This window comes from Mucilaginibacter sp. P2_A4 (genome assembly GCF_056405015.1).
Window position 1 is genome coordinate 1 of sequence record NZ_JBFUCX010000011.1, and the last position, 24,792, is coordinate 24,792.

At 40.5% G+C, this 24,792-nt stretch carries 20 protein-coding genes and 1 rRNA gene; 6 read left to right on the forward strand and 15 right to left on the reverse strand.

Annotated elements, in window-relative coordinates:
• Window positions 1-49 precede the first annotated feature (49 nt).
• The 6 genes from rrf (at window position 50) to AC1DYB_RS19550 (ending at window position 8,438) form a co-directional block, all read left to right on the forward strand.
• Window positions 50-161, forward strand: a 5S ribosomal RNA gene (rrf, locus tag AC1DYB_RS19525).
• A 584-nt stretch (window positions 162-745) separates the two neighbouring features.
• Window positions 746-1,438, forward strand: a complete 693-nt coding sequence (locus AC1DYB_RS19530; protein ID WP_477437250.1) for a response regulator transcription factor — start codon at window positions 746-748, stop codon at window positions 1,436-1,438.
• A complete protein-coding gene (locus AC1DYB_RS19535) occupies window positions 1,435-2,799 on the forward strand; it encodes a sensor histidine kinase (protein ID WP_477437252.1) in 1,365 nt (454 codons plus the stop codon). The genes AC1DYB_RS19530 and AC1DYB_RS19535 overlap by 4 nt, the downstream gene beginning before the upstream one ends.
• Window positions 2,800-2,868: 69 nt before the next feature.
• Window positions 2,869-4,164 (forward strand): TolC family protein, encoded by a 1,296-nt coding sequence (locus AC1DYB_RS19540; RefSeq protein WP_477437254.1) that lies wholly within the window; start codon window positions 2,869-2,871, stop codon window positions 4,162-4,164.
• Window positions 4,165-4,177: 13 nt separating this feature from the next.
• Window positions 4,178-5,275 (forward strand): efflux RND transporter periplasmic adaptor subunit, encoded by a 1,098-nt coding sequence (locus tag AC1DYB_RS19545; RefSeq protein WP_477437256.1) that lies wholly within the window; start codon window positions 4,178-4,180, stop codon window positions 5,273-5,275.
• Window positions 5,276-5,309: 34 nt separating this feature from the next.
• Window positions 5,310-8,438 carry an efflux RND transporter permease subunit gene (locus AC1DYB_RS19550; protein WP_477437258.1) on the forward strand — a complete coding sequence of 1,043 codons (3,129 nt, stop codon included), beginning with the start codon at window positions 5,310-5,312 and terminating at the stop codon, window positions 8,436-8,438.
• A gap of 183 nt (window positions 8,439-8,621) precedes the next feature.
• On the opposite strand, the gene AC1DYB_RS19555 is transcribed toward AC1DYB_RS19550, so the two are convergent.
• From AC1DYB_RS19555 to AC1DYB_RS19625, 15 genes are read right to left on the reverse strand one after another with little or no spacing between them, the layout of a single operon-like run.
• Window positions 8,622-10,193, reverse strand: a complete 1,572-nt coding sequence (locus tag AC1DYB_RS19555) for a hypothetical protein (RefSeq protein ID WP_477437260.1) — start codon at window positions 10,191-10,193, stop codon at window positions 8,622-8,624.
• A gap of 14 nt (window positions 10,194-10,207) precedes the next feature.
• Entirely contained in the window at window positions 10,208-10,762 is a 555-nt protein-coding gene (locus tag AC1DYB_RS19560) for a WcaF family extracellular polysaccharide biosynthesis acetyltransferase (protein ID WP_477437262.1), read from the reverse strand.
• A complete protein-coding gene (gene xrtY, locus AC1DYB_RS19565; protein ID WP_477437264.1) occupies window positions 10,755-12,170 on the reverse strand; it encodes an exosortase Y in 1,416 nt (471 codons plus the stop codon). Before xrtY ends, AC1DYB_RS19560 begins: the two co-directional genes overlap by 8 nt.
• On the reverse strand, window positions 12,167-13,306 hold the full coding sequence (locus tag AC1DYB_RS19570; protein ID WP_477437266.1) for an XrtY-associated glycosyltransferase XYAG1: 1,140 nt from the start codon (window positions 13,304-13,306) through the stop codon (window positions 12,167-12,169). The genes xrtY and AC1DYB_RS19570 overlap by 4 nt, the downstream gene beginning before the upstream one ends.
• Window positions 13,303-14,715: an exosortase Y-associated Wzy-like protein gene (locus tag AC1DYB_RS19575; RefSeq protein WP_477437268.1), complete on the reverse strand. Its 1,413-nt coding sequence runs from the start codon at window positions 14,713-14,715 to the stop codon at window positions 13,303-13,305. The genes AC1DYB_RS19570 and AC1DYB_RS19575 overlap by 4 nt, the downstream gene beginning before the upstream one ends.
• The gene (locus tag AC1DYB_RS19580; protein WP_477437270.1) at window positions 14,705-15,865 is read right to left on the reverse strand and encodes a glycosyltransferase family 4 protein; all 1,161 of its coding nucleotides are present in this window, start codon (window positions 15,863-15,865) and stop codon (window positions 14,705-14,707) included. The genes AC1DYB_RS19575 and AC1DYB_RS19580 overlap by 11 nt, the downstream gene beginning before the upstream one ends.
• 1 nt (window position 15,866) lies before the next feature.
• Complete coding sequence (locus AC1DYB_RS19585; protein WP_477437272.1) at window positions 15,867-16,760, reverse strand: FkbM family methyltransferase; 894 nt, start codon at window positions 16,758-16,760, stop codon at window positions 15,867-15,869.
• Entirely contained in the window at window positions 16,747-18,027 is a 1,281-nt protein-coding gene (locus AC1DYB_RS19590) for a glycosyltransferase (protein ID WP_477437274.1), read from the reverse strand. The genes AC1DYB_RS19585 and AC1DYB_RS19590 overlap by 14 nt, the downstream gene beginning before the upstream one ends.
• Window positions 18,028-18,030: 3 nt before the next feature.
• Window positions 18,031-19,248, reverse strand: a complete 1,218-nt coding sequence (locus AC1DYB_RS19595) for a glycosyltransferase family protein (protein ID WP_477437276.1) — start codon at window positions 19,246-19,248, stop codon at window positions 18,031-18,033.
• The gene (locus tag AC1DYB_RS19600; RefSeq protein WP_477437278.1) at window positions 19,245-20,273 is read right to left on the reverse strand and encodes a glycosyltransferase family 4 protein; all 1,029 of its coding nucleotides are present in this window, start codon (window positions 20,271-20,273) and stop codon (window positions 19,245-19,247) included. Before AC1DYB_RS19600 ends, AC1DYB_RS19595 begins: the two co-directional genes overlap by 4 nt.
• The gene (locus AC1DYB_RS19605) at window positions 20,270-21,271 is read right to left on the reverse strand and encodes a glycosyltransferase family 2 protein (protein ID WP_477437280.1); all 1,002 of its coding nucleotides are present in this window, start codon (window positions 21,269-21,271) and stop codon (window positions 20,270-20,272) included. The genes AC1DYB_RS19600 and AC1DYB_RS19605 overlap by 4 nt, the downstream gene beginning before the upstream one ends.
• Window positions 21,271-22,236 (reverse strand): glycosyltransferase family 2 protein, encoded by a 966-nt coding sequence (locus tag AC1DYB_RS19610; protein WP_477437282.1) that lies wholly within the window; start codon window positions 22,234-22,236, stop codon window positions 21,271-21,273. Before AC1DYB_RS19610 ends, AC1DYB_RS19605 begins: the two co-directional genes overlap by 1 nt.
• Window positions 22,215-23,147, reverse strand: coding sequence for a glycosyltransferase (locus AC1DYB_RS19615; protein ID WP_477437284.1), 933 nt, complete (start codon window positions 23,145-23,147; stop codon window positions 22,215-22,217). The genes AC1DYB_RS19610 and AC1DYB_RS19615 overlap by 22 nt, the downstream gene beginning before the upstream one ends.
• 32 nt (window positions 23,148-23,179) lie before the next feature.
• Window positions 23,180-24,097 carry a hypothetical protein gene (locus AC1DYB_RS19620; protein ID WP_477437286.1) on the reverse strand — a complete coding sequence of 306 codons (918 nt, stop codon included), beginning with the start codon at window positions 24,095-24,097 and terminating at the stop codon, window positions 23,180-23,182.
• Window positions 24,098-24,787, reverse strand: coding sequence for an acyltransferase family protein (locus AC1DYB_RS19625; protein ID WP_477437288.1), 690 nt, complete (start codon window positions 24,785-24,787; stop codon window positions 24,098-24,100).
• Between the last annotated feature and the right edge of the window lie 5 nt (window positions 24,788-24,792).

Here is a 24,792-nt window from a genome sequence, read left to right on the forward strand (position 1 = left end):
CAAATAATGAATTGGCAAAAAAGCTTTATGCTTTTAGCTCAAAAGAAATTCAGGTGCCTATATCGGCGGTGTCTACCTCTTCCCATTCCGAACAGAGAAGTCAAGCCCGCCAGAGCCGATGGTACTGCGGTAAAACGTGGGAGAGTAGGTCGGTGCCCAATCTTAAAAGCCCCAAAAGGCTGAATCGTGAAACCCTTCATCTAAATGATGAGGGGTTTTTGCGTTTACAATAATCCCCGCCCATCCCAAACAGGTGTTCGCTTTTAGCAAAGCACCCACATTAACCTGTACTTTCAAAACATCAACAAGTTGAAGTCCAGTACTTTAACTGTTCGCTATATTTTCACCTAAAAACAGATTCTGCTGTAAACCAATTGCTTACCTTTTTAATCAACTCCAGCCCGAACGCCCCCGAACACTCGTACGCTCCTGACCCGAACACCCGGGAAAGTCAGCAGATGGAACAGGGTTTTAAATACATCAATAGTTGCGCAATAAGGTGCCAAACACGGAAAGTTTATGGAATATTCCTATTGAATAATGCGCGGAAAAGTGAAGGTTTTTACAAGTTGCTTTTTTGCATCTTTATTTCAGAAGGTAAGGCCTTTAATTTCAATTGATTTAATCTTCGCGGGTTTGTGCCTCTTTTATAACATGATTCACAGGGTTGGCACCTTTTTTAATATTATGCGCAAGTAGCTTAATATTTCTTTTATTTGTAACTCATTCAATTCCCTGAAAAATTATGAATCATATATGCCTCGTGGAGGATGAGGAAAAAGTGGCGGCCTTTATTTCAAAAGGATTACAGGAACATGATTTCCTGGTAACTCATGCCAGGGATGGCTTATCTGCCATTGATCTGATAAGTGCGCAATCATTTGACCTCATCATCCTCGATGTGATGCTGCCTGATATCAACGGCGTTGATCTTTGCCGGCAGATCAGGAGGGATAACAGCAAGGTGCCGATTTTAATGCTTACTGCACTGGACCGCGTAGATGATAAAGTAAACGGCTTGCAGGCCGGGGCGGATGATTACCTGGTGAAGCCTTTTCATTTTAGCGAACTACTGGCCCGCATTGGCGCATTATTAAGACGGTTTAAGCCCGAAAATCAAAAAGAGGAGGGCTTATTGACGTTTAGCGATCTGACACTGAACATATTCACCAAAACTGCCGAGCGCGCCAATGCCGAGATTGTGCTTACAACCAAAGAGTATCACCTGCTTGAATTATTTATGCGTAACCCAAACAAAACCTTATCACGGGATTATATTGCCGAGAAAGTGTGGGACATTCAGTTTGATACTGGCACCAATTTTATTGATGTGTATGTGAACTATCTTCGAAAAAAAATAGAAAAGGGTTCACAGGCCAAGCTGATTCATACTGTAATAGGCATGGGTTATATTTTAAAGGAAAACAAGGTAGTATGAAAATAAAAAACCGGTTGGCCCTCAATTTTACTTTGCTTAGCTCGGCCTTGTTGCTGGTTATTATGATGATCATGTACCTGGCTTTTGCTGATTTCTTCAGGACAGATTTTTATGGGCATTTAAAAGACAGGGCAAAAGTAGCCGCTCAATTATACCTCGAAGCCGACGAAATATCCTCAGACTCGCTAAACCATGTTAGGGAGCGAATGCTGGAGAAACTGCCCGATGAAGTGATACGCGTTTATAACGCCCACAATATTGCCTCGTTTATTAAAGATAAAGAGCAATACTGGAGCATTAATACCATTGAGCAGGTGCGCAACAAAAAAATCATCAGTTTTAGGGAAGGGGAAAGGCAAACTATTGGTATTTATTATCCTGATAACCAGGGGAATTTTGTTATCCTGGCTTCTGCTTATGATCAACAGGCCAAAATTCGCTTATCCGGTATCATCAGGATCATGATCATCATATTAATTGTGGTGAATTGTTTTTTGTTTTTTATAGGTCGCTGGTTTGCTGAACGGTCATTATTGCCTATAGATGGTCTTATCAGGCAAATGAAATTGATGAATGCCAATAGCTTACATTTAAGGGTAGATGAGGGAAAGGGTAAAGATGAAATAAGCGCGTTGGCTATTAATTTTAATCGTTTATTAAGCCATTTGCAAAATTCATTTGAGCTACAACAAACGTTCGTGGCCAATGCTTCGCACGAGTTACGTACGCCTGTAACCAGTATTATAGGTGAAATTGAGGTTGCACTGCATAAACAACGCAGCAGTGCAGAATATGAACAGCTATTAAATTCGGTATTATTTGAGGCAGAACGGTTAGGAGAAACCATTGGCAGCCTTATGGAACTTGCCCAAACCGATATGGAATATACACGCGCAATGCTTGAGCCTGTACAGATAGATGAACAGATTTGGGAAATACAGCATCATTGGGCAATGTCGCCGGGGCATCCGCAGCTTCAGGTACAAATTGATCATCTACCAGAGGAACAGCAGGCACTGTTCATTAACGCCAACAAAACGCTATTGAAAATTGCCCTCAATAATATTATTGGCAATGCCTTTAAATTTTCGGGCAACAAGCCTGTAATCTGCCGTTTGTATGCAGATGAGCGGTCTGTAGTAATTACCATAGTGGATAAAGGTATTGGTATCCCGGTTGATGACCAGGAAAAAATATTTACGCCATTTTATCGTAGTGCAAACGGGCGGGTATTTGATGGAAACGGGGTGGGGCTTTATGTTGCCTATAAAATTATACAATTATTTAATGGCACTATTACCATGAATTCTGTTATTAACCAGGGCACAACTTTTACCATCAGCTTTGTGCCCATATTCTAATCTCTTTCTAATCTCGCTTTAATGTGCCTCTAATTTGGGTGGTATAGCTTTGTCCCAAACAAATATACTATGCACCACAAATTTGTTATCGTTCTTTTTTCAATTCAACTATGGTGTATGGCTGTGGGGGGTACTGTTTTCGGACAAACCCCCAACAGCGATACATTAAGTGTGACATTGAAAGAGACGGAATCGCAGTTCTTAAAGAATAACCTTGATCTCATTATTCAGCATTATAGTATTGACCAGGCCCAGGCGCAAATAATAACTGCCCGTTTGTTCAATAATCCCGACTTTAGCTTTGCCAACGTTTTATATAACCCTAAAACCAAAAGGTTTTTTGACACAAGTCGTGATGGGGGCGAATACTCTGCACAGTTATCCCAACTTATCCAAACTGCAGGCAAACGCAATAAAAGTATTCAGCTGGCACAGATAAGCGCGCAACAAACACAATATCAATTATTTGATCTGCTGCGCACACTTAAATTTACCCTCAGGAATGATTTTTACAAGATCTATTTCCAGGAACAGTCTGCACTGGTATACCAGGAGGAGATAAATTCACTGGCCAAAACGCTTAAAGTTTTCCAGGAACAATATAGTAAGGGGAATATCGCCCAAAAAGAAGTGCTCAGGATTCAGTCGCAGCTTTACTCATTGCAATCGGAGCTGAACGACCTGATGGATAACATTGACGATACGCAAAGTGAGTTAAAACTGATGATCAGGGCCAAAGCTTCGGCTTATATTGTTCCACAGGTTGATATTAACCTTGAAGGGAAATCAGTAGTGGCAGAAGTACCCTACCAGCATTTGGTTGATTCGGCCTATGCCAACCGGTATGATCTGAAAGTAGCGCGGTCTGTTGTTGATTACAATAACATCAACCTAAAACTTCAAAAGGCAACGGCTGTACCAGATGTTACCTTTTCATTAGCTTATGATAAGCAGGGCAGTTACATCCGCGATTATTCCAGCGCCGGGATAGCTTTTTCTCTTCCGTTTTTTAATCGTAACCAGGGTGGTATAAAACAAGCCCATATAGCAGTTGATGCCAGCAAAGTGCAATTACAAAGTCAGCAAGACCAACTGGAAAGTGAACTTGCCAATGACTATAAAGGGGCCTTACGTCTTGAAAATCTGTACAATAGCTTCGATCCGAATTTTAAGCAGGATTTTAACCACCTGATACAGGAAGTATTTAAAAATTACCAGAAGCACAACATCAGCCTGCTGGAGTTTCTTGATTTTTATGATTCTTACAAAACCAACACCCTACAGTTAAATAACCTGCAGCTTAACCGCATCAGCTCGCTCGAGCAGTTAAATTTTGCTACAGGTACTCCATTTTTTAATCAATAATTACTTAGATATCATGTATCGCCCCTATAAAATAATTGCTTTTGGTGTCATTCCAGCCGTTATATTATCCATATCAGCCTGCACCCATCATGACGATGCCGAAACGGCAAAGGATGCCCATTTTCAGGTAACCGATAGTTTATTACACAGTTTGGTGATTGATACAGTAAAGGCCGAAAACGCGTTATCGGAAATTACGCTTACCGGCAGTATCGCGCCAGACGAAACTAAAATGGTTAAAATTTTCCCGATGGTAAGCGGTATTGCACAGGCAGTGCATGTACAATTGGGTGATGTGGTTAAAAAAGGCCAGGTGCTTACTACGATGCGCAGCGCCGAAATAGCAGGCTTTAGCCGTGACATGATCGCGGCCGGGGCCGATTTGCGTAACACCCGCCGGCAACTGGAAACCACACAGGATATGTACAAAAGTGGGCTGTCATCTGAAAAGGATCTGGAACAGGCCAAATCTGATTACCAAAAAGCAACTGCCGAGAATAGCCGGGCAAACTCCATAATGTCTATCAACAAGAGTAACGGTAAGGGTTATGAAATACAGGCCCCGCTGGGTGGTTACATCATCGAAAAAAATGTTACGGAAGATATGATGGTAAGAGCTGATAATAATCAGAACCTGTTTACCATTGCAGATCTGTCATCTGTGTATGTGCTCATCAATATGTATGAGTCTGATATTGCCAGTGTGAAGGTTGGCGATGAAGTACAGATATCTACGCTTGCCTATCCTGATCAAGTATTTACCGGTAAAATTGATAAACTGTTTGATGTGCTTGATCCCGATAACAAGGTAATGCGTGCCAGGGTAATGATCAGGAATCCCGATAATATGTTGAAGCCCGGCATGTTTACCAATGTCAAGATCCGGGCAAAATCAGGCATGAATTTACCGGCCATCAACACCAATGCTATTGTGTTTGATAATGATAAAAACTACGTGGTTGTGGTGGATGGGCCAGCAAAGGTACATATACAACCTATTGAAATAGCCAAACGTGTAGAGGATGTAGCCTACATCAGCAAAGGATTGAAACCGGGGCAACGTATAGTAGCATCGCGGCAAGTTTACCTGTATGAGTCTTTAAAAGATTAATACAGATCCCTATCATTTTATTAAAGCAACTTAGATGAACAAGTTCATAAAAGGAGTGCTGTCTTTTGCACTTAAAAACAAGGTTTTTATATTTTTTGTTACGCTGCTGATGGCTGTTGCAGGTTATATCAGCTTCAAAACCATCGCTATAGATGCTTTTCCGGATGTAACCAATACATCGGTAACCATTATAACCCAGTGGCCCGGCCGTAGTGCCGAGGAGGTTGAGAAATTTGTAACCCGCCCAATAGAACTGGCCATGAACCCGGCAGAGAAAAAGACAAGTGTACGCTCGTCATCGCTGTTTGGCTTATCGGTGGTAAAAATCACCTTTGATGATGATGTAGATTACGCATTTGCCCGTTTACAGATCAATAATCATATTGACGAGGCCAATTTACCCGATGGCATCACGCCGGAGATTGAGCCGCCTTATGGCCCAACAGGTGAAATTTACAGGTACACACTTACCAGCAATAAACGCTCTGTACGCGAATTAAAGACCATACAGGATTGGGTAGTAAGTCGCGAGATAAGGGCAGTACCCGGCGTGGCCGATGTAAACAGCTTTGGCGGCGAGGTGAAAACATACCAGATAACAATTAACCCGCAAAAAGCGGTGCAATATGATATAACCCCGCTGCAATTGTTTGATGCGGTATCAAAAAGTAACGTGAATGTTGGCGGCGACGTGATACAGCAAAGTGGACAAGCCTATGTGGTACGTGGTATTGGCTTACTGAACAATATCAGCGAGATTAAAAATATTGTAGTTAACAACATAAAAGGTACGCCCATCTATGTAAAAACCATAGCAGAAGTAACGGAATCAGCCTTGCCCCGGTTAGGTCAGGTAGGAAGGGATGTAGACCCGGACGTGGTAGAAGGTATTGTTGTTATGCGCAAAGGGGAAAACCCGAGCGTGGTGATAGCGGGCTTAAAGGATAAGATAAAGGAGCTGAACGGCAGTATACTGCCCGAGGATGTAAAGATCAACACTTTTTATGACCGCGAAACGCTGGTTGATTTTGCCACCCATACCGTATTGCACAATATGGCCGAGGGGATTGTATTTGTAACGGTTATTGTACTGCTTTTTATGGCCGACTGGCGCACCACGGTAATAGTTGCCATTGTTATTCCGCTCGCGCTGTTGTTTGCTTTCATGTGCCTTAAACTAAAAGGGATGTCGGCCAACCTGCTATCCATGGGGGCCATTGATTTCGGGATCATCATAGATGGGGCCGTGGTGATGGTAGAGGGGATCTTTGTATTGCTTGATCATAAGGCAAAGGAAGTTGGAATGGAAAATTTCAACAAGCTAAGCAAGCTGGGATTGATACGCCAGGCATGTTTGGTAAATGGTAAAGGCATATTTTTTGCAAAGGCTATTATTATAACCGGGCTGTTACCTATATTCAGTTTCCAAAAAGTAGAAGGGAAAATGTTTTCGCCCTTGGCCTGGACATTGAGCTTTGCCCTTTTAGGTGCTTTGTTATTAACCTTTACCCTGGTACCTGCACTGTGCAGCATCCTGTTAAAGAAAAACGTGCGCGAACGCCATAATATTTTTGTGGAGTTTATTACAAAGCATGCGCTTAGTTTTTATAACCTGTGTTTTAAACGCCGCAAAATAGTTTTCCCGATAGCGCTTATTGCTTTAGTGATTAGCCTGGGTTGCTTTACTTTGCTTGGAACTGAGTTTTTACCAGAGCTTAATGAGGGATCTATATATGTAAGAGCTACAGGGCCTTTGAGTACATCACTTCAAGAATCTGTTAAGCTATCAAATGAGATGCGCAAGATCTTCCTGAGCTTTGATGAGGTTAAACAAGTGATATCGCAAACGGGCAGGCCCAATGATGGTACGGATGCCACTGGCTTTTATAACATAGAGTTTCACGTTGATATTTATCCTCAGGGCGAATGGAAACGAAAAGAAACGAAGGAAGAATTGATAGCGCGGATGCAGGACAAACTGAAGTTTTATCCTGGTGTTGATTTAAACTTCTCGCAGCCGATATCTGATAACGTTGAAGAAGCAGTTTCGGGAGTAAAGGGATCTATAGTGGTTAAAATGTTTGGCGATAACTACCCATATATTGAGGGTAAAGAAGAACAGATCTATAAAATATTAAAGGGAGTACGTGGTATTGAGGATTTGGGTATTTTACGTAACATGGGGCAGCCTGAACTACAGATTAACCTTAACCAGGATAAAATGGCCCAGTATGGTGTTACCGCCGCCGATGCTAATGCAGTTATAGAAACCGCAATTGGCGGTCGTGCAGCAACACAGATCTATGAGGGCGAAAGAAAATTTGATCTTAGGATCCGTTACCCGGAGGATTTCAGGAACAATGCCTCTGCCATTGGCGATTTGCGCGTACCAACACTTAACGGGGGCCGCGTACCATTACGGGAGATAGCCGATATCGGGAAAATTACGGGTATCAGTATGATCTATCGCGATAAAAACAGCCGTTATGGTGCTATCAAGTTCTCTATAAGGGGCCGCGATATGGGCAGTACCATTGCAGAGGCGCAAGCCAAAGTAAACGCGCAAATTAAACTCCCTAAGGATTACCGCTTAGAATGGGCAGGTGATTTTGAAAACCAGCAAAGGGCAACCCAAAGACTATCACAGGCTGTACCCGTGAGTTTGCTTATCATCTTTTTTATCCTGTTTATCTTGTTCGGTAATTTCAGGGATTCCTTGCTGGTGTTAAATAATGTGCCGTTCGCCATTATGGGTGGGATACTTGCCTTGTTGATCACCGGCGTTAATTTTAACATATCCGCAGGTATCGGTTTTATCGCTTTATTTGGTATTTGTGTTCAAAATGGGGTTATCCTGATCTCCAAATTTAAATCGAACATCAAAGATCTGCGTCATCACCAGTTTGCCAATTTTGCTGATGCTTTAAAAAGTGGTGTTGCCGATAGGATGCGCCCGGTTATTATGACTGCTATGATGGCGGCTATCGGTTTACTACCAGCTGCATTATCGGCAGGTATAGGATCCGAAGCATCAAAACCACTGGCCATAGTAGTTATTGGGGGACTAATTACCAATACCATATTCAACCTGTTTGTGTTCCCCATCGTGTTTTACTGGACTTATCTTAAAAGGGTAGAGAACGGCGACACCGGAAGGATTTAACAGGAACTGAAAACTATGTTAGGTGATTGATGGAGGCGGAAAGCAATTAATTGAAGAGGAGAGTTCGCCGGTATATGTTTTTCTTCGGCGGCTGGCAGTAATTGATGGAAATCGAAAGGATTTAGATCAGGACAAATAATTGCTGAGCAATTATTACGTGCTTAGTTTTTCTACAGTCGGCTTTTATTTGGCCGAATACAGGACGTAATTATTGCTCAGCATATCCATATGGAAACCGGTGTATCCGGGGAAGCATTTACGTATAATGTTTGATTTTGGGCCCATATAGCTTGCCGGGAGCATGATAAAGATGGGGCCGGCATGGCCATAATGTACATAGCTATCGAAATTAATTTTGACATCAGCGTCGATAGGATCTAAAATAACATAACGGTTATGGTTAATTTCAAGACCTAGATCCGGGCTAATAAATACGAAGAGCGCGTTTTTTGTTTTCCGGTCTAAATCCATAATATAATCTAGCGATGGCTGATCAATGAATGGCAGTGCTACACCAGATGCCCCGTGGGCGTTTACTGTTTTATTTTGATGATAGCTGGTTACAAAATACCGGATGCTTAAAAAGGCAATAAACAAGCATACCAGTCCGAAAGCTATTTTAAAAGGCGGTTTCCATCGGCTCATCAGGTAAATTACTCCGGGAGTTACCAGTAAACCAATGATCCTGAAATGTCTTGCTTCGTATGAAATATTTGCCTGCCGTAAAAAACTATAGCCAAAAAACAGTACCGATAACACATAAAAAATACTGAGCAATAGGGTGTAGTCCTTATTAGGAACGGAACGGTTGATACTTACGATAATCACGACGCTTAATGCAGCCGCTAATAATAAAATAATCAATAACCACTGAGGGCTAAGCGACCATTCATTATTGTGAAATAGTACCCCGTTTAATATATCATCAAACGAAAAACCTGCTAAAATGGGGGACGCCAGCGGAAAGCTAAAGGTTTCCCAACTGAATAATAACCCTGATGAATCTGATGCAGGGTTTGCACCCTTAGATAGGTAGCTAACAATAATAACACCTATTGATATGATTGCAGGGATGGCAATCCAGATTCCGTTTTTAACCCAATCGGTTAAATTTAATTGCTTTTGGGATAGTTTGATCCAGATATACAGGCATCCTGCAGCATACATCCACAAAAAGGATGATTTGCAGAAAAAGCCTATCCAACCGGCAAACAGCAGGAATACTACAAGCTTCCAATCTGCTTTATCAAAGCTTATACAACCATACAGGAACCATCCAATAAAGCCGAAAAGCAAAACTTCGCCACCGTTATAAAAAACGTAGGGAATAAAGAAACCTTGTTGAATTGATATTACCAGTACACTAACAGCTGCCAACAGTGGTGTAAATCCTGCTTTTTTAAAAAAAATATATAATCCGCCTATTCCAAGCAAGCTAAATAAAGTAACAGTAATTGCGGATGCCTGCCCGGTGTTGATGCCAAAAACGGATTTAAAAAAGTAAGGAACTAAATACTGCCCGGGCGACCACCATGATAAAAATTCACTATAATCTTTTCTTATATCTGCCGGACTGGGTTTGGTGGCTATATTGAACGCGCCACCAGCCTGCATTTTTTGCATCACCTGGAAACCCCAGCTGGGATCAGGGAAGAGGGCGGTAGGCGCAATAAATATCATCGTACCCATAATTAATACCATGATGCCTAAAGCCAACAGGATAATTTTATGGGGGTGTGATTTTTGTAATATCATAGTGTTAGATATATTTATAAGTCAATCTCGCGATCGCGGATCTTTATAGCCGGGTTGCCCTGGTAAACGCTGTAAGCCTGTAGGTTTTTTGTTGCTACAGAACCGCTGGTAAGTACCGAATGACTTGCTGCTACAATACCAAGATTTACCATGGCTCCTGCACCTATCCAAACGCCATCTTCTAAAATCACCTCTTTGGTTATGAGATTGAATGATGTTTTTTTATAGTTATGGCTTCCGGTAAGTAGCACCGCACCCTGCGAAAGGCATACGTTAGCACCGATGCTAATCATAACCAGGCTATCTATCCATACATTTTCGCCTATCCAGCTTTCATCACCAATTTGCAAAAACCAGGGATATTTGATATTTACACATGGCTTAATCGTTACGTTTTTTCCAATCCTGGCGCCAAACATCCGCAGTAAAAATACTTTAAAAGCGCTGGATGGAATAATGCTTGTTTTGAAAAATACAGCGTTTGTATAAAACCATAAAAGTCTTTTTATAGCATTACCGCCGGGATGGAAGGGATGATTATTATAGGTAGCCAGGTTGGTTTTAAGCATGTTTATTGATTGCTTTGTCGTTTTGCTTTACCCAATAATATAAGCTTATCATAATGATAATGTACAAAATGATATTGAAAATGGTATGATGATCAATTATCCGGTTTGCTTTTTTGTTCCAAAATAAAGCTAAAACTACAAAACGGATAATATTTAAAAGCTCAATACCTATAATTCCGGCTATTAAAAAGATCATTTTTTGTTTTAGCCTTTTGGGATAAGCTATTACAAACGCCGAAAAGAAACTGATTAAGCCCAATCCCAAACAAGAGTATACCAGCACAATAGTACCCTTGCCCGCTACCAGTAATTCTGTGCTATTATGTACAGATGAAAATCCAAACCAGCTAAGTACCACTGCGCTGCTTTGTAACAGGAATATTCGTAAACCATTTATATAATTTAAATGCTCAGCTAAAAATGGATAGTAGTGGCTGCCTGGGCTGGTAATACCAAAAAACAAAATGTTGAAGTAATAAAACAGCAGGAATAAAAACAGGAACGTAAATACAAATTTAAAGGGAGAGATACTGGTTTGATTTGCCTGTGCCGGTTTTTGTTGACTTTTAAGGATCTCATCAATTTTAACATCAACAATCAACCTGAACCAAAAGCCCTGTAAAAAGTGGAATATTACACCAGTGCGCCCTTCCAGGATGCCTAATTGAAATATCATGCGGTAGATAAAATAAAGCATTGGCCTTACATAGCGGGGCAATTGCCACCACAATTGTTTTAGCCAGGCTGTACGCTCATCCGGCGAGCCAAACAGCGATGGCTTAAGAGTTTGCGTTCGCATTTTTTGCATGCGCTCAACCTCTTCATGGGCCAGCAGATCGCTGTACCGGTTATGTTTGGCTATCCAGAAACTGATGTTGTTTTCCTTGAGATTTTCTTCCAGGATATGACCATCTTTCCATACCTCGGTTTTGCCTGGAACTATAAAACGATGATCCATGTTTTCGTTGAGGTCTGAGTAGCCAACTCCGTACCTGATCATTTTAAGCAGGTAAAAAGGATAGTAGCCACCATGCTTGATCCACCGGCCTTTAAAAAAGTTTTTGCGGTTAAAGTAAATACCATCGATATCCCTGTGTTCCTCTTCTTTAAAATTGATCAGCTTTTCCTTCAATTCCGGCGTAACTACCTGGTCGGCATCCAAACAAATGATCCAGGGAGTTTTAATGCCGAAATTTTTAAGGGCGAAATCCCATTGTTGCGGGTGATTCAAGAAGGGGTTTTGCAATATTACTGCGTTTACCTTTTGAGCTATATTGATCGTATTATCATCACTGCCCGAATCCAAAATAAAAATAGCCGCATTCAATTCTTTAATAGATGCCAGTAAACGGGGCAGATGCTGCTCTTCGTTATAGGTGAGGATGATAAATGAATATATTGGGGTCAATGCTGTTTGCTTATTTTATTGTACAAACCTATGTATTTTTCAACTAAGCTATCGGCGCCAAAATCATTGTAAACAATTCCCGGGGCCTGCGCCCTGATAGTACTAAGATCGGTTTGCCTGCCGGCTATCTGATTAATAGTTTCTGCCACAGATGCCGCGGTTGTTTTACAAAGCCAACCTAAATGGTTTTTACTTACATAATCAGCTAAGCCAACTTCTTCGCTTATCAGTACAGCCGTGCCCACACTCAGGCTTTCAATAACGGCGTTGCCAAAGTTTTCATCATGCGATGGTAATATGAACAGATCATGCTGCTGTAACACCTTAAATTTATCTTCGTTGATGAAACCGACCCAGGTTATTTTATCGGCAATGCCATTAGTTATAGCTAATGACTTTAAATCAGCTACATACAATTCATTGCCATCGCCTGCAATAGTAAGGTGAAAAGGAATATTAACCATTGCAAGGGCATTAAGCAGGATATCCAATCCTTTTTTTTCTTCAATCCTGGAGAAGAAAATTAACTTAATTGGAGATGTAACTATATTTTGTACCTGTGGATGGTATACCGGAAGTTTTACAAAATTGGGTATTGTAGTGTTGCTTTTTGGTTTGATGATACAGTTTACCGCATCGCTTTCTCTTTGCGATGTTGCGTGGATGTGGCAATGCTTTAATACCGGCTTACCCAATAAATTATGGATGATTGCTTTAATACCCTGGTTTTTATTTTGAAACGAATAAGGGCTTAAGGTACCCCGGGCAGAAACTAAAACAGGCACCCCACGCATAACAGCTATCAGGCATGACAGTACAGAAACCAAATTCCACCAAGCATGAACGTGCACCACATCATAAGCTTTGGCATTTTTCCAAACGGCATTTAATAAAGCAGGGGATAAGTGACTATGGTCTTTAGTGATGCGTTTAAAATAGGTAACATCAACACCATCAACCACAACTGTTTGGTTTGGGACTACTTCAAGTTCGCGCGGGCCGTTGGCTGTGGTGGTATATACACTAATTTGGCAACCCGCATTTACCAGTTGCTCGCAAAGCATCGCTACAGACATAGTTGGCCCACCATAAATATAGGCTGGTTTATAGGCAGCAGAGATCTGTAATATTTTCAACCCTCTTTTAAGATGTTAGATACGGTAAGTATTTTATGTACCACAAACATGCTGATGAAACTCCAGAACACGGTGTTGACGAGAAATTCAAAACTAAGGCCACGCCACATGATCTGGAAAAGACCGCTAAAAACAAGTGCCGTTCCTAAGATATATCCACCAAAAAGATTTTCAGCTTTGGTGGATATCAGCTGTGCAACTGCTCCGTAAAGAAACATGGATAAAAAAACGCCAAGTGCTCCATCGGTAAGGTAGGCGTCAACAATAAAAGCAGGCTTTGCAGATACTGATGATGCCCTGTTTACCACACCTGCATCATAAACGCGTTCCATGATCAGGTCTTCGGTACTTGGTTTACCCGGCCAGAAAACACGTGGGATAATGGCCATACCGGATTGTTGGATCAGTTTGGTGCCATAAAAATCAACATTTTTAGGTGTTGATTGGGTGAATTTGATAAACATATCAATTTCACTTAACCTGTACACCAGGAAGCCCCAGTTTGAGTCATCTTCATCGCCAGAATCAACACTGTTCAACGCGGCATTTAATGCCAGTTCAGTCGCCTCATCGGTAGAGGCATTTTCCGACCATGCATTTTGCCTGAAGATTCTGTTATAGGTAGGCAGAAACATAAATAAAAGCAACAGGATAGGAATGAAAATACCGGCCACTAATTTCTTATAATTAGGGTATAGAAATATTCCTAACACCAAAACACTAATGATAATAGGTTCTTTAAAACCAGAAATGAGTGCCTGGTAAAAGTTGAAAAAGTAAAAGCAAATACAAATAAGGGTATTGCCAATTTTTTTAAGCGGAATGGCAAAGGCAAGCGCCAAAGTACCGGCAATAAAACTTAAGGAGCTGAATTGATTTGCAAATTGCGATAATCCAGGAACTTTAATGAAAAGTATAGAGGCAGGGAAACTGAACACTGCAAACATCATCAGCAGGTTGGCCAGTTTATCTTGTGAAATATGGTATTTGGATTTAGCGGAATAATCCATAAAGGTCAAAATACCAGTAACAAAGGCGGCGTGCCCTAAACAATAATACCGTTGGCATTGCGCCGTAAATTGAAGTCGATCCCGGTCAATTAGGGTAGTACCTACTTTTTCAAAGTTTTGATACCCCAATACATCCAGGAAATAGAATATGGAGGTACAGGCCATATACCCCGCAAAAATTATCTGGACCAAAAAAATTGGCCGCATGAGTTGTTCGGCAATGCTCCTGTCATTGGGCAGCGGTTTAACCCAACCGGTTAACGTTAAAAAAAATATGAGGAAGGATCCCAGCCAGGCGATTATGTACGATAATTCGTAATCGCTTTTCAGTAAAGCGGCCAGCGCCCATGGAATGAACAATATTAAAAAACGCTCTAATGGAACTTGTTTACCTTGCATTGCTATTTCTTAGTATGTTTAAAATGGCATCTGCCTGATTTGTAAAACTCCATGCACCTATTTTGTTTTTAGCATTCTGACCCAAAACTTTCAGCGTTGTTTTATTGAAAATAAGTTTGTTCAGTTTGGTACTGATGTCGGTTAAGTTTCCTGCTTCAAATATTTCGCCGGTAATGCCAGGCACTACCAAATCGACGGCGCAACCGCATTTATCAGATACCAGCACGGGCTTTCCCGCGGCCATGGCCTCATTTACCGCAAGCCCCCATGTTTCTCCCGGGCCTTTTGAGGGCAGACAAAACAAATCACAGGCCTGGTATGCTACCGGCATTAATGATTGATTATAAAAATCAATAAAGTGCACATTGTTTTTTTTGCCCGCATTGGTTTTTAATGAAACTTCTAAATTACCGTTACCAACAAATAATAAATGGGTGTTTGGCATGTTCAAAGTTAAAAAAGCATCCAGCAATAATTGGGGTGATTTTTTTTCTTCCAGCTTACCTGCAAATAGTATCAATGCTTCGGCTTCGGTAATACCCAGGCTTTGCCTTAATTTATCGGCTTCATCGGTCCTCTGCTCACCAAACCGATCATTATCTATGGCGTGTGGGGCAAAACTAAGTTGCCCGGTGTTTAAACCATATTTCTCAAAATAAGCTTTGTTATTACTACCCACGTAAAAGGCATGAGTAATATGATGATACACCCATTTTAAAAAAGTGGACCGTAATAACGCTTTAAATCCTTCCTGAACATCAAGCAGCGTTGAATCACCACGGAAATAAACGGGTAATTTGCTTTTAAAATGCCTGATAACTTTTAAATGGCTATCATATGCCCAGCCATAAACCAGTATGGCATCAGCCTGCCAGGTTTTGATCTGGCTGATTAATCCGGGGTTCACTATGCCCTTAAAATGATGCGAACCCGGATCTGTTGATGTGTTTTCAACCCATTCGTATGGATAACCATCCGTCAATGGCATGTCCCAGGATATAGTTTTCCTAAAACCGGGATCGAATTTCTTCTGTGCGCTTTCTCCCCAGGTATAAAATACTTTAATATCAACCTGTTGCTTTTCATGCAATAGTTTAAAAACCGGTGCATAATACTGTATAGGATGGGTGGTTATAATGGCCAGGCGCATATCAGATGGTTTCGCCCATTATATTAAATCCTTTGGCGATTTTTAACCGGTGATTGATAAAATCAGCGTCGCGGCAGTAAATGGTATTATAACTGCCGAAGGAGGGCATCAAATTTAAATTTTTGCTGAAGGGATCATACTGGTAAGGTTTAAATCCATTGGCCAGCAGTAGCTGATGGATATCTTCCTCATTAAATCCATAACGGATACCACTGCCATTTAGCTCGATGATAATAGCTTTAAGCGATTCCAGCTTCAATGTATCGTGCATCCCTTTCAACACTTCGGTTTCAAAACCTTCTACATCGATTTTTATCAAGGCGGGATTATCATTTACAGAAATGGAATCTATCGTGATCACCTTTACTGTTTCAACGTCGGTATTTTGTGTTTCATTAGGGCTAATAATATGATTGGTAGTATCCTCGTTTTTTGAAAATGTTAGTACACCGGCTTCAGCACCCGCTGCGGCATTAATCAAAGTGGTTTTATCCTGAAGGTTGTTTAGGCTGATGTTTTTATGGGTGATGGCCGCGGTAGTTGCTGATGCTTCAATGGCGATGGTTTTGGCCTTGCATACCCCGGATGCCAGCAAAGTGTAAGAACCCACATTAGCGCCAATATCAAAAAAAACATCGGCCGGCCTTAAAAAGTGCAGTAAAAAGGCCATATCATTAAACTCATGCAGGCCGGTATAAATATTGCCGGTGATGCCGGTTAAGCCTTTACGGGCATGAAATTTTACTCCTGACAGGTAAGGTTTTACAATAAACTGGGATGGACGAAGGCTGCTTTGAATTTGCCACCATACGAACCTAATGAGCGCCTTAATAGGGTGCCTTTTACCTAAAGGGTGCTTAAATATAAAGCCAAACGTTCTCTTAATTTTTTCCACTAATAACGCTATCAAAAAGTTTGCATTGGTTAAAGGCCATTTGCTTGGCCGAATATTTATTTACAACCGCGTCATTATACTTCGGCTGTTGATGATTGCCGTTAAGCAATGCTGTCAGGAATAAGTTAATATCCGAATCGCTTATGGTGTCGTAATCAAAAGCATTGTTCACACCATATTCCTTCATGATATTTATAGCCGAACTTGCAGCGTTAAAAATGGCCAATATTGGTTTTTGGGTTAGGAGGTATGGATATATTTTTGAGGCCGTGTATTTAGGATCGTCAGACCCAGGAATAAAAAGCGCGTCAGCCTGTTGCAAAGTAGCCAGTGTATGATAATAGCTGATCCGATCGGTAATTTCAACTACCTGGCCGTCTACACCAAACTGTTTGGCAAGTGGCATTATAGTTGGATTGCCCTTGCCATTTGGAGCGTAACTTGTGCCGATAAAATAAAACATGAATGATTTTAAGGCTTCGTTCCCGTTTTGTAATCCATTTTTAAGCGCTTTAAATAAAGGCGTTATTGCCTCATGCATATCCGCGCCTCCACGACCTATGTAAACTACGTTGATTGATCCTTTATTAAGCAGCTTATTAAATAATTTTTCATTTTTTTCGGCTATCTGCATATCAGGATCAAATGCGCCGAATGTTATGGTTGCAGAAGGTATGTTTTTTATTTCCGGATATCTTTTTTTCAAGTCGATGATGTAATCATCAGATACGCTGATCAAACCATCTACATTTTTCATGGCTATTGGCTCCAGGTATTTGTTGAGGCGATAGGAGAACCAATATTTGGGCGGCCTTTGAGCTTTGGGTTTATCCTGGTAATAATCAGAAAACCAGGGATCCTGCATATCTATTACATACGGTATCCCAAAACGTTTTTTCCAGTAGGCCCCCAGGATGCAAACCGGAAACTGCGTGGTGGAAAAATAGATAAGATCATATTTTTGAGCTTTTAAAAGCTTGTTGACCTTTTGCCTGTAGAACCACAGGGAACGTAGGGAAATGCTGCCTAACCCTAATTTGGAAGTAATGTGTTTCTTTAAAGCACTTACCTTATGGATTTTTATTTGAGGTGATACACTTTGCAGCAACAACTCATCAATAGCCATATCCGCGTATTTTTCATCAACCATTACTACTTCGGCTTCCCAGTTATTACCGGCAAAATAGGGGAGGCTCATGCGTATTCGTTGCATATCAGCAGCATTTACAGGGGGGAAATAAGGTGAAATGATGAGCAGGCGTTTCAATTTTTAAATATTGATGACCAGGTTTAAGAATACCTGACTTTCATGTTCCCAGTTTAAATCAGCTTGGCCTAACAGGTAATTCTGTAATCTGGTTTGGTATAATAATTCCGGGTCTTTGGCATATGCGTTTAGCCGGTCGGATAAGGTTGTTATATCGTTTTTATCATACAAGTTACCTGTCGTCGGGTATTGTTGCATAAAAAGCTTTTGCGCCTTTGTATCACTTGCTATAATGACAAGCCCGGATTGCAAGTAGGTAAATATTTTATTCGTGAGGCAAATATCCCGGTTTAATGTTGAGGCGGTTTCACTTGCCATGCCTATATCAAATTGAGCAGCAAAACTAAAAAGTTTATCAGGAGCAATAGGTTTATGAAATTGTAACTGTTCGTCATTAAGCCCCAGATTCTTCGCTAATATAATCAGGGTCTTGAAGTCATTACCTGTACAGCTTCCCAACAAATGTAATTGCACATAAGGGGCGGTATGGGCTATTGCTTTAATTATCAACTCAAGCCCCCTGTCTGACCCGATTGTTTGAGAGAACCAGAAAAGTTTTAGGGGGGAACCTTCGCTATAATTTTTTTTGATCTTAAGGTGTGTTTTTGGAAATGTGTTGTTGATTACAACTGGTTTCAGGTACGGATAGGTAACAGAATAATATTCGGCAATGAGCGGACTTGCAGCACTAAAATAATCCGTTTCGGGGAAATATTTTTCTTCAATGTATTTATTGAGCTGATACATTCCGTCTTTAGGAGATATAAACTGTCCTGAGTGCATGTCTTCCGCATCATATCCTGTTTTTACCCCCCAATATTTTGAGGCCAGTACGGCGGCAGGTAAAGCGCCAAGGTTGTGCGCGATATAAATATCTGATTTTATTTTTTTTGCTATGGATAGGGCTTCCGAATGTGTCCGGCTGATTGCTTTTTCGGCGACTCCTGGTATTTTTATGTATTTAAAAAGCAATCTGCAAAGTTTTTGGCGAAGGCGGGTTTTAAAGTATGTCCGCTTTTGTACGATGGGGTCGCCACCGCAATATATATACATGCCGGGTTTCCGGTTTGTTATTTCTTCATCAAATTTTGCAGCCCATGACTGGTAAAAACAGCAGATCACCTTTACCTGATAGCCAAGCTGGTATAAGATTTCGGCTTCTTTTACCAACCTTGGGTTGGTTGTTGGCTGGCCGGTTGTTATAAATGTTATGCTCTTCAACGCCTGCCTCTAATTTGCTTGTAAAGCTGTTCATACTGGTTGGCCAATAGGCTTGAACTGAATTTTTCTTCAGCTACCTTTCGGCAATTCTCCCTGTTAATTTTGCCTGTATTTTTTACAGCTGCTATCATTTCATCAACTGTGTCACAAACAAATCCATTTAAACCACTGATTACTATTTCTGGTATCGATCCACGTTTAAATCCTATAACCGGTGTACCGCAAGCCAAGGCTTCGGCCATTACTATGCCAAAAGGTTCGTCCCAGGTTACTGGCATCAGCATTGCGCGCGAGTTTCTGAGTAATTCATTCTTTTGGGAATCATTTACCGGCCCAATATATTTAATCTGCTCCTGGTCAATAAACGGTTTTACCTGTTCATTGAAGTATTGCTGATGATGTGCTTCCGCAGGAATATTGCCTGCGATAATTAGCTTCTGTCTGGTTTTTAAGGCTACTTGAATAGCAATATCAGTTCCTTTTTCCTTTTGTATCCTGCCCAAAAATACAAGTGGAGCATCCGGGCTAACCTGATCATTAAACAAATAGTCTTTAATAGCTACTCCATTATATATCGTAATAACTTTTGCAATACTATTTATCTGATTAGAAATATAATTACTGCAAGTAGTGAAATAAAGCGAATTCTTATAAGCGATTTTTACAGCTTTTTTTACCTGGGAAATAGTAGGAGGGAGTTGATAAGAAACAATTTTAGGCAATTTAGCCGGCATAAGTAAAGCGATGTTACTCATTCGACCGAAGGTGTGTACTACATCGAAGTTTTGAAACCCGATTCTCGATGTCAGTGCATTTACCTTGATGAAATCAATTACTCCGTAATCACCAGACTCGTGGTAACTGACAAGTTTACAATTTGGTTTAGAAAGCTCATTGGCATATAAGGTTATGTTATGTCCCTTTTTAATAAGTTCCTGGATCAGCATATACACAATACGCTCAATTCCTCCATATTGCTCCGGGGGAACCGGAATCAACGGATTTACGATAATTGCTATTTTCAATGAGTAGAATTTTTTGCGGATTCCTGGTATCTCATCCTTGTGTTTCTCAATAAGAAATTATAGGTATTTGTCTGTGACAGCAGGTATTTTTTAATATAGAATAATTTATGGCCGTTTCTTAGCAACCACTTTGCTGTTTTCAGCCAGTCGTCTAAAGTAAACAGTTTGTACAACCGTCGTTCTTTCAGCAGAAAAATATTCGCTAAAAAGAAATTAACTACCGGACTTGGTTTTTGTTGACGGTAAAACGTTAAACTTTCTTTGAATTTTTGGGCTTTATTGTCAGCTGTTTGAACAAAGCTGCCTAACATCATTACCTGTGTTGCAATCCACGTATAGGGATCATCGGTACGGTTAGTTATAAGTGTTTTTGAAAAATTTGCCAAGGGTTTATTGTTTAGATACAAGGGGTGTTCAAACGAACGCTCCCTGATGAGCTCCACGGCGTTAAAAAGTGCATTTTCCGGAATTCTGTAGTTATTGGCGTGATCGCCGCGGTACAGATGGCTACTGTTGGAATGCAGGGCTGCCATTGCCTGTTGGTTGGCTGGCCATGTAAACGCTGTTACTTTATCTTCAGCCGACCATATGGTTTGGTTAAGCTTTTCCCATTCATTGTTAGCTTTTTCTTCCCATAAATGCATGTTACTCCAGCCAACATTCATAGCTGGTTGCGCATTAAGTAATGCAATCATTTCTTCTAAAAAAGCAGGTTCCCACCAGTTGTCGTCTTCGAGTATGCTGGCATATGCTTCATCGCAGCCTGCAAATGCCAGGTTAAAGCTTTTAACAGCACCCAAATTTACAGGGTGATTCCGTACGATGAACCTATCATCTTTTAGCGACTTGATGAATTTTTCAGGAAATTCATCAGCCGGGTCATCGTTGTGTACTTCACAAACCCAGTCTGTAAACGTTTGATTGGTAAGGCTATTTATAGCCCTTGTTAATAAATGGTTTCTTTTATAGGTAAATACATATACCCTACATATGGCCATCAGGACAGTTTTTTAAGATGAAGTAAAACTTTGATTTTTTTTACATTTTTCCATCCCACTATGATGGATATTAATTTTGTATAGCCACCTGCCGGAAAAGGGACAGCTGAGCCACCGAGCTCTTTTATTCTTAATTCTGCTTTATTTATGAGCTCTTTATAGTCAGGGTAAAAACTATAAATAAACCGCTGAAAACAATCTGCTGCAATTTTTTTGACTTCAGGAACATCACTAAAGCCTAAAAGATACCTTGTGCCACAGTCAATTGACTGGTATGCAGATGTGGCTGCTGTTGCTGAGTTAGTTGATGATAGCGATTTTTTCACACCGCTCCTATAATATAAAACGGCATGTTCAGTATATTTAAGGTGCGCTGCATTCAGTAATACACGGATAAAAAATTCAAAATCATTGATAAGCGACAGGTTCTCATTCCATAGCCCGGATTTGTTTAATACTGACCTTGGAATCAGCCATAATGCACATTGCAACATTACTTCATTGAATCTCATCGATGCTGTTAACCATTCGAATGGCTTCATATCACCTTTGATAAATACAGTATCCGTTTGAAACGTTTTTAAATCATCATTATAAAACCTACCCCATGAGGCATAAGCAATAGTATTATCAGTGTTTTTCAATGCCTGTACCTGTAATTTCAGGGTATCTTGGGATATGAGGTCATCGACGTCCATAAACTTAATGAAGGAGCCGGACGAAAAACCGAAGGCTTTATTTGCGGCAGCGCATTGCCCTTTATTTTCCTGATGATAAATGTGCACCCTGCTGTCGGTAATACTTTCCAATTGTTTTGCAGTATTATCGGTAGAGCCATCGTTCACGATAATTAATTCCCAGTTGTGATATGATTGGTTAATTATTGAATTAACAGACTGCAGCACATAGTTACCGGCATTATATGCGGGCATGCAAATAGACACTAACGGATCGCTTTTTTCCATTCAGTATCAAAATAAGGTAATTTGGCTTTAAAAATATAATGCCTTACTATGTGATTATCTTTTAGACTGAGCTCGCTGTCATAAAAAATTGTATACTGTTCTTTGCTCAATGGCCGCGCATTTTGCTTAAATAATAAGTAACTCATTATAGTTTGCTCAACCTGAGCAGGGCCTGCGCCGGGGTAGTTTTCCAGTAGTAGTTTCGCTTTTTCTTCCAGGTCATTATAGTCAACTTCATTACTATTATAACCAATAATCCCGCCGTTCACAAAACTAATACAATTCATGTTGTATTTATCGGCTAAGGTTTTTACATCGTCAACAAAATAAGAGCTGTTTAGCTGCTCCTGCATGTAAACAGCTCTTTTGGTTTTGTAAGCATCAATGATATGATTGGGCCGGGCAAAAAATATCATGTCGCTATCCAAATGAATAGTCCATGATGCCGATGCGTGAATATCTATGAGCCGTTGAAAAAACGGGTGCCATTGCCTTAAATAATGTAAAGTAGGGAACTTGTTTGCAGGTAAAAAGCTATCCAAATGCTCATCAACCTTGTTTTTTGAAACAAATTCAATACCCGGGGCCATTCTTTTTATCAATGCGATGTGCTGTTCCTGTAAGGTGCCGTCGGAATAAATTTTTATTTTTACCTGCCCTTCAAGTGCCTTTATCAGTGAATAGGCACAAATGATAGTCTGGTGCCAGTAGTTAGCGCCTGTCAGGTAGCAACATGTAAGTAAATGATCGTCTGATAGTTTGAGCGGATCGATATTTGCTGCGGCCTTTTTCATTTGCTTTTCGCCCTGACGCATCTTATACCAGCCAATTAAACCAAAATGATTAAGGTTATATCTTATGGATAAGGTTGGTTTATAAAAAACTTTGTATACCAGTTGGCCAACTGTCATGCTTTATATATTTTGGTGAAGTGGATGGTCACTTAGTTTATTATCTTTTTCCAGGCGGTGGTAAAGTAAATTTTTTTAGAAACATCTACATAATGATGTAAAACGACTTTTTTTTTATCATTATCAATTGGGTTTACTTGGTAGGTATCCTTATTTAAAACAATGGTTTCTTTGTTGCCTATCAGCATGGCGGTCAATGCTTGTTCAAGGTAGTAACTTGCACCTTCCTGTTCTTCCAGCGCGCCCACCCAGCTGTCTAATTTTTGCCAGTCAATATCATTACTATTCAGCCCTATAATGCCAACATTTAGCAATTCAGGAATAGAGCTGCCGCAAAGTTCGGTCATTAACTTTTTTGAATAGCCATAACTTTCAACACAGTCAAGCATATGTATGGGCTGCCTGGGGTTTTGCAGCCATGCGGTAACCTCCCGGGGATCATTCCAAAAGAGCATGTCAGAATCCAGCACAATTTTCCAGTTATTACCGGGAATCGTATGCACATCTGTTAGCTTTTTAATATGTGGATATACTTTCCTTTTTTGATGTAGATGAGGGTACAGATGGGGCGGTAAATATTTGTCCAGGTTTTCTTCAATTTGCAGTTGGGTAACAATTATTGCGCCGGGCAGCAACATTTTAATCTGATCAATTAATTTATCGTTAAATGTGCCATCATCTATAAGTGTGAATTTGAATTTCGACGGGCTGGCTTTTACTAACGAGCGGATACAAAACAATGTTTGATACAAGTAGTTTTTACCTGTTAAAAAATACACCGGCAAGCCATCGGTATAAGAATTTACCGGGGATAAATGCAATGCCGCTTTTTCCATTAGTTTACGATTGTGCATCATGCGCTTATAGCTAAAGTAACCGCCGAGTTTTGATACCCTTTTATATTTGGCTACGGGGTAACGGTATAATATATTGATTATAGTTTGTATCATTTAAGCAGTATGTTTTTGTGCTCTTACACCAAGCTGCTTTTTAGAAAACTGGCGGCCATATTCTATTGATGGCTTTTCCACATGGTTATAAATTAACCAGGCCACAACGCTAATAAAGGCATATATTGTAAGATCATAAATGAAATTGAAAAAGGCGTTTTGCTGAATGTACTTACTTTCGAACAATCCCATTATGTACACCCCTACAGGCACATGAATAAGGTAAACCGAATAGGAATGTTGCCCCAGTTTGCTGAAAATATTGGCCGGAGATTTAACATATTGGCTTATAAAAATAAGGCCAAATGTAATGAGCGCAACTATAGCACCGCTGCTAAGGCCGGATTTAGCATACAAGGCAAATAAGTTAATGAATAGTAGGATGCCAAAGCAAAGCCATGAAAGCGGGTTTGATGCTTTAAAAAAATAGTAGATACAAAAACCCAGGCCAAATGCGGGCCACTGATCAATAAAAAACAAGATACCGCTGTTTTGCAGTGGCAAGATCGCAGCTAATAATGATATAGCTATCAGGAAATAAACTATTAGTTTTTTATTGAATAACAGTACCAGGCATATAGTGAGGTAAAAGAATAGTTCGCAGGTTAATGTCCAGTACACCCAATTCATACCATGAACATTGGTGAGAGGGGTTGTTGTAAGTGTAATGGTAGCCAGTATGTCGGTCATGTTCC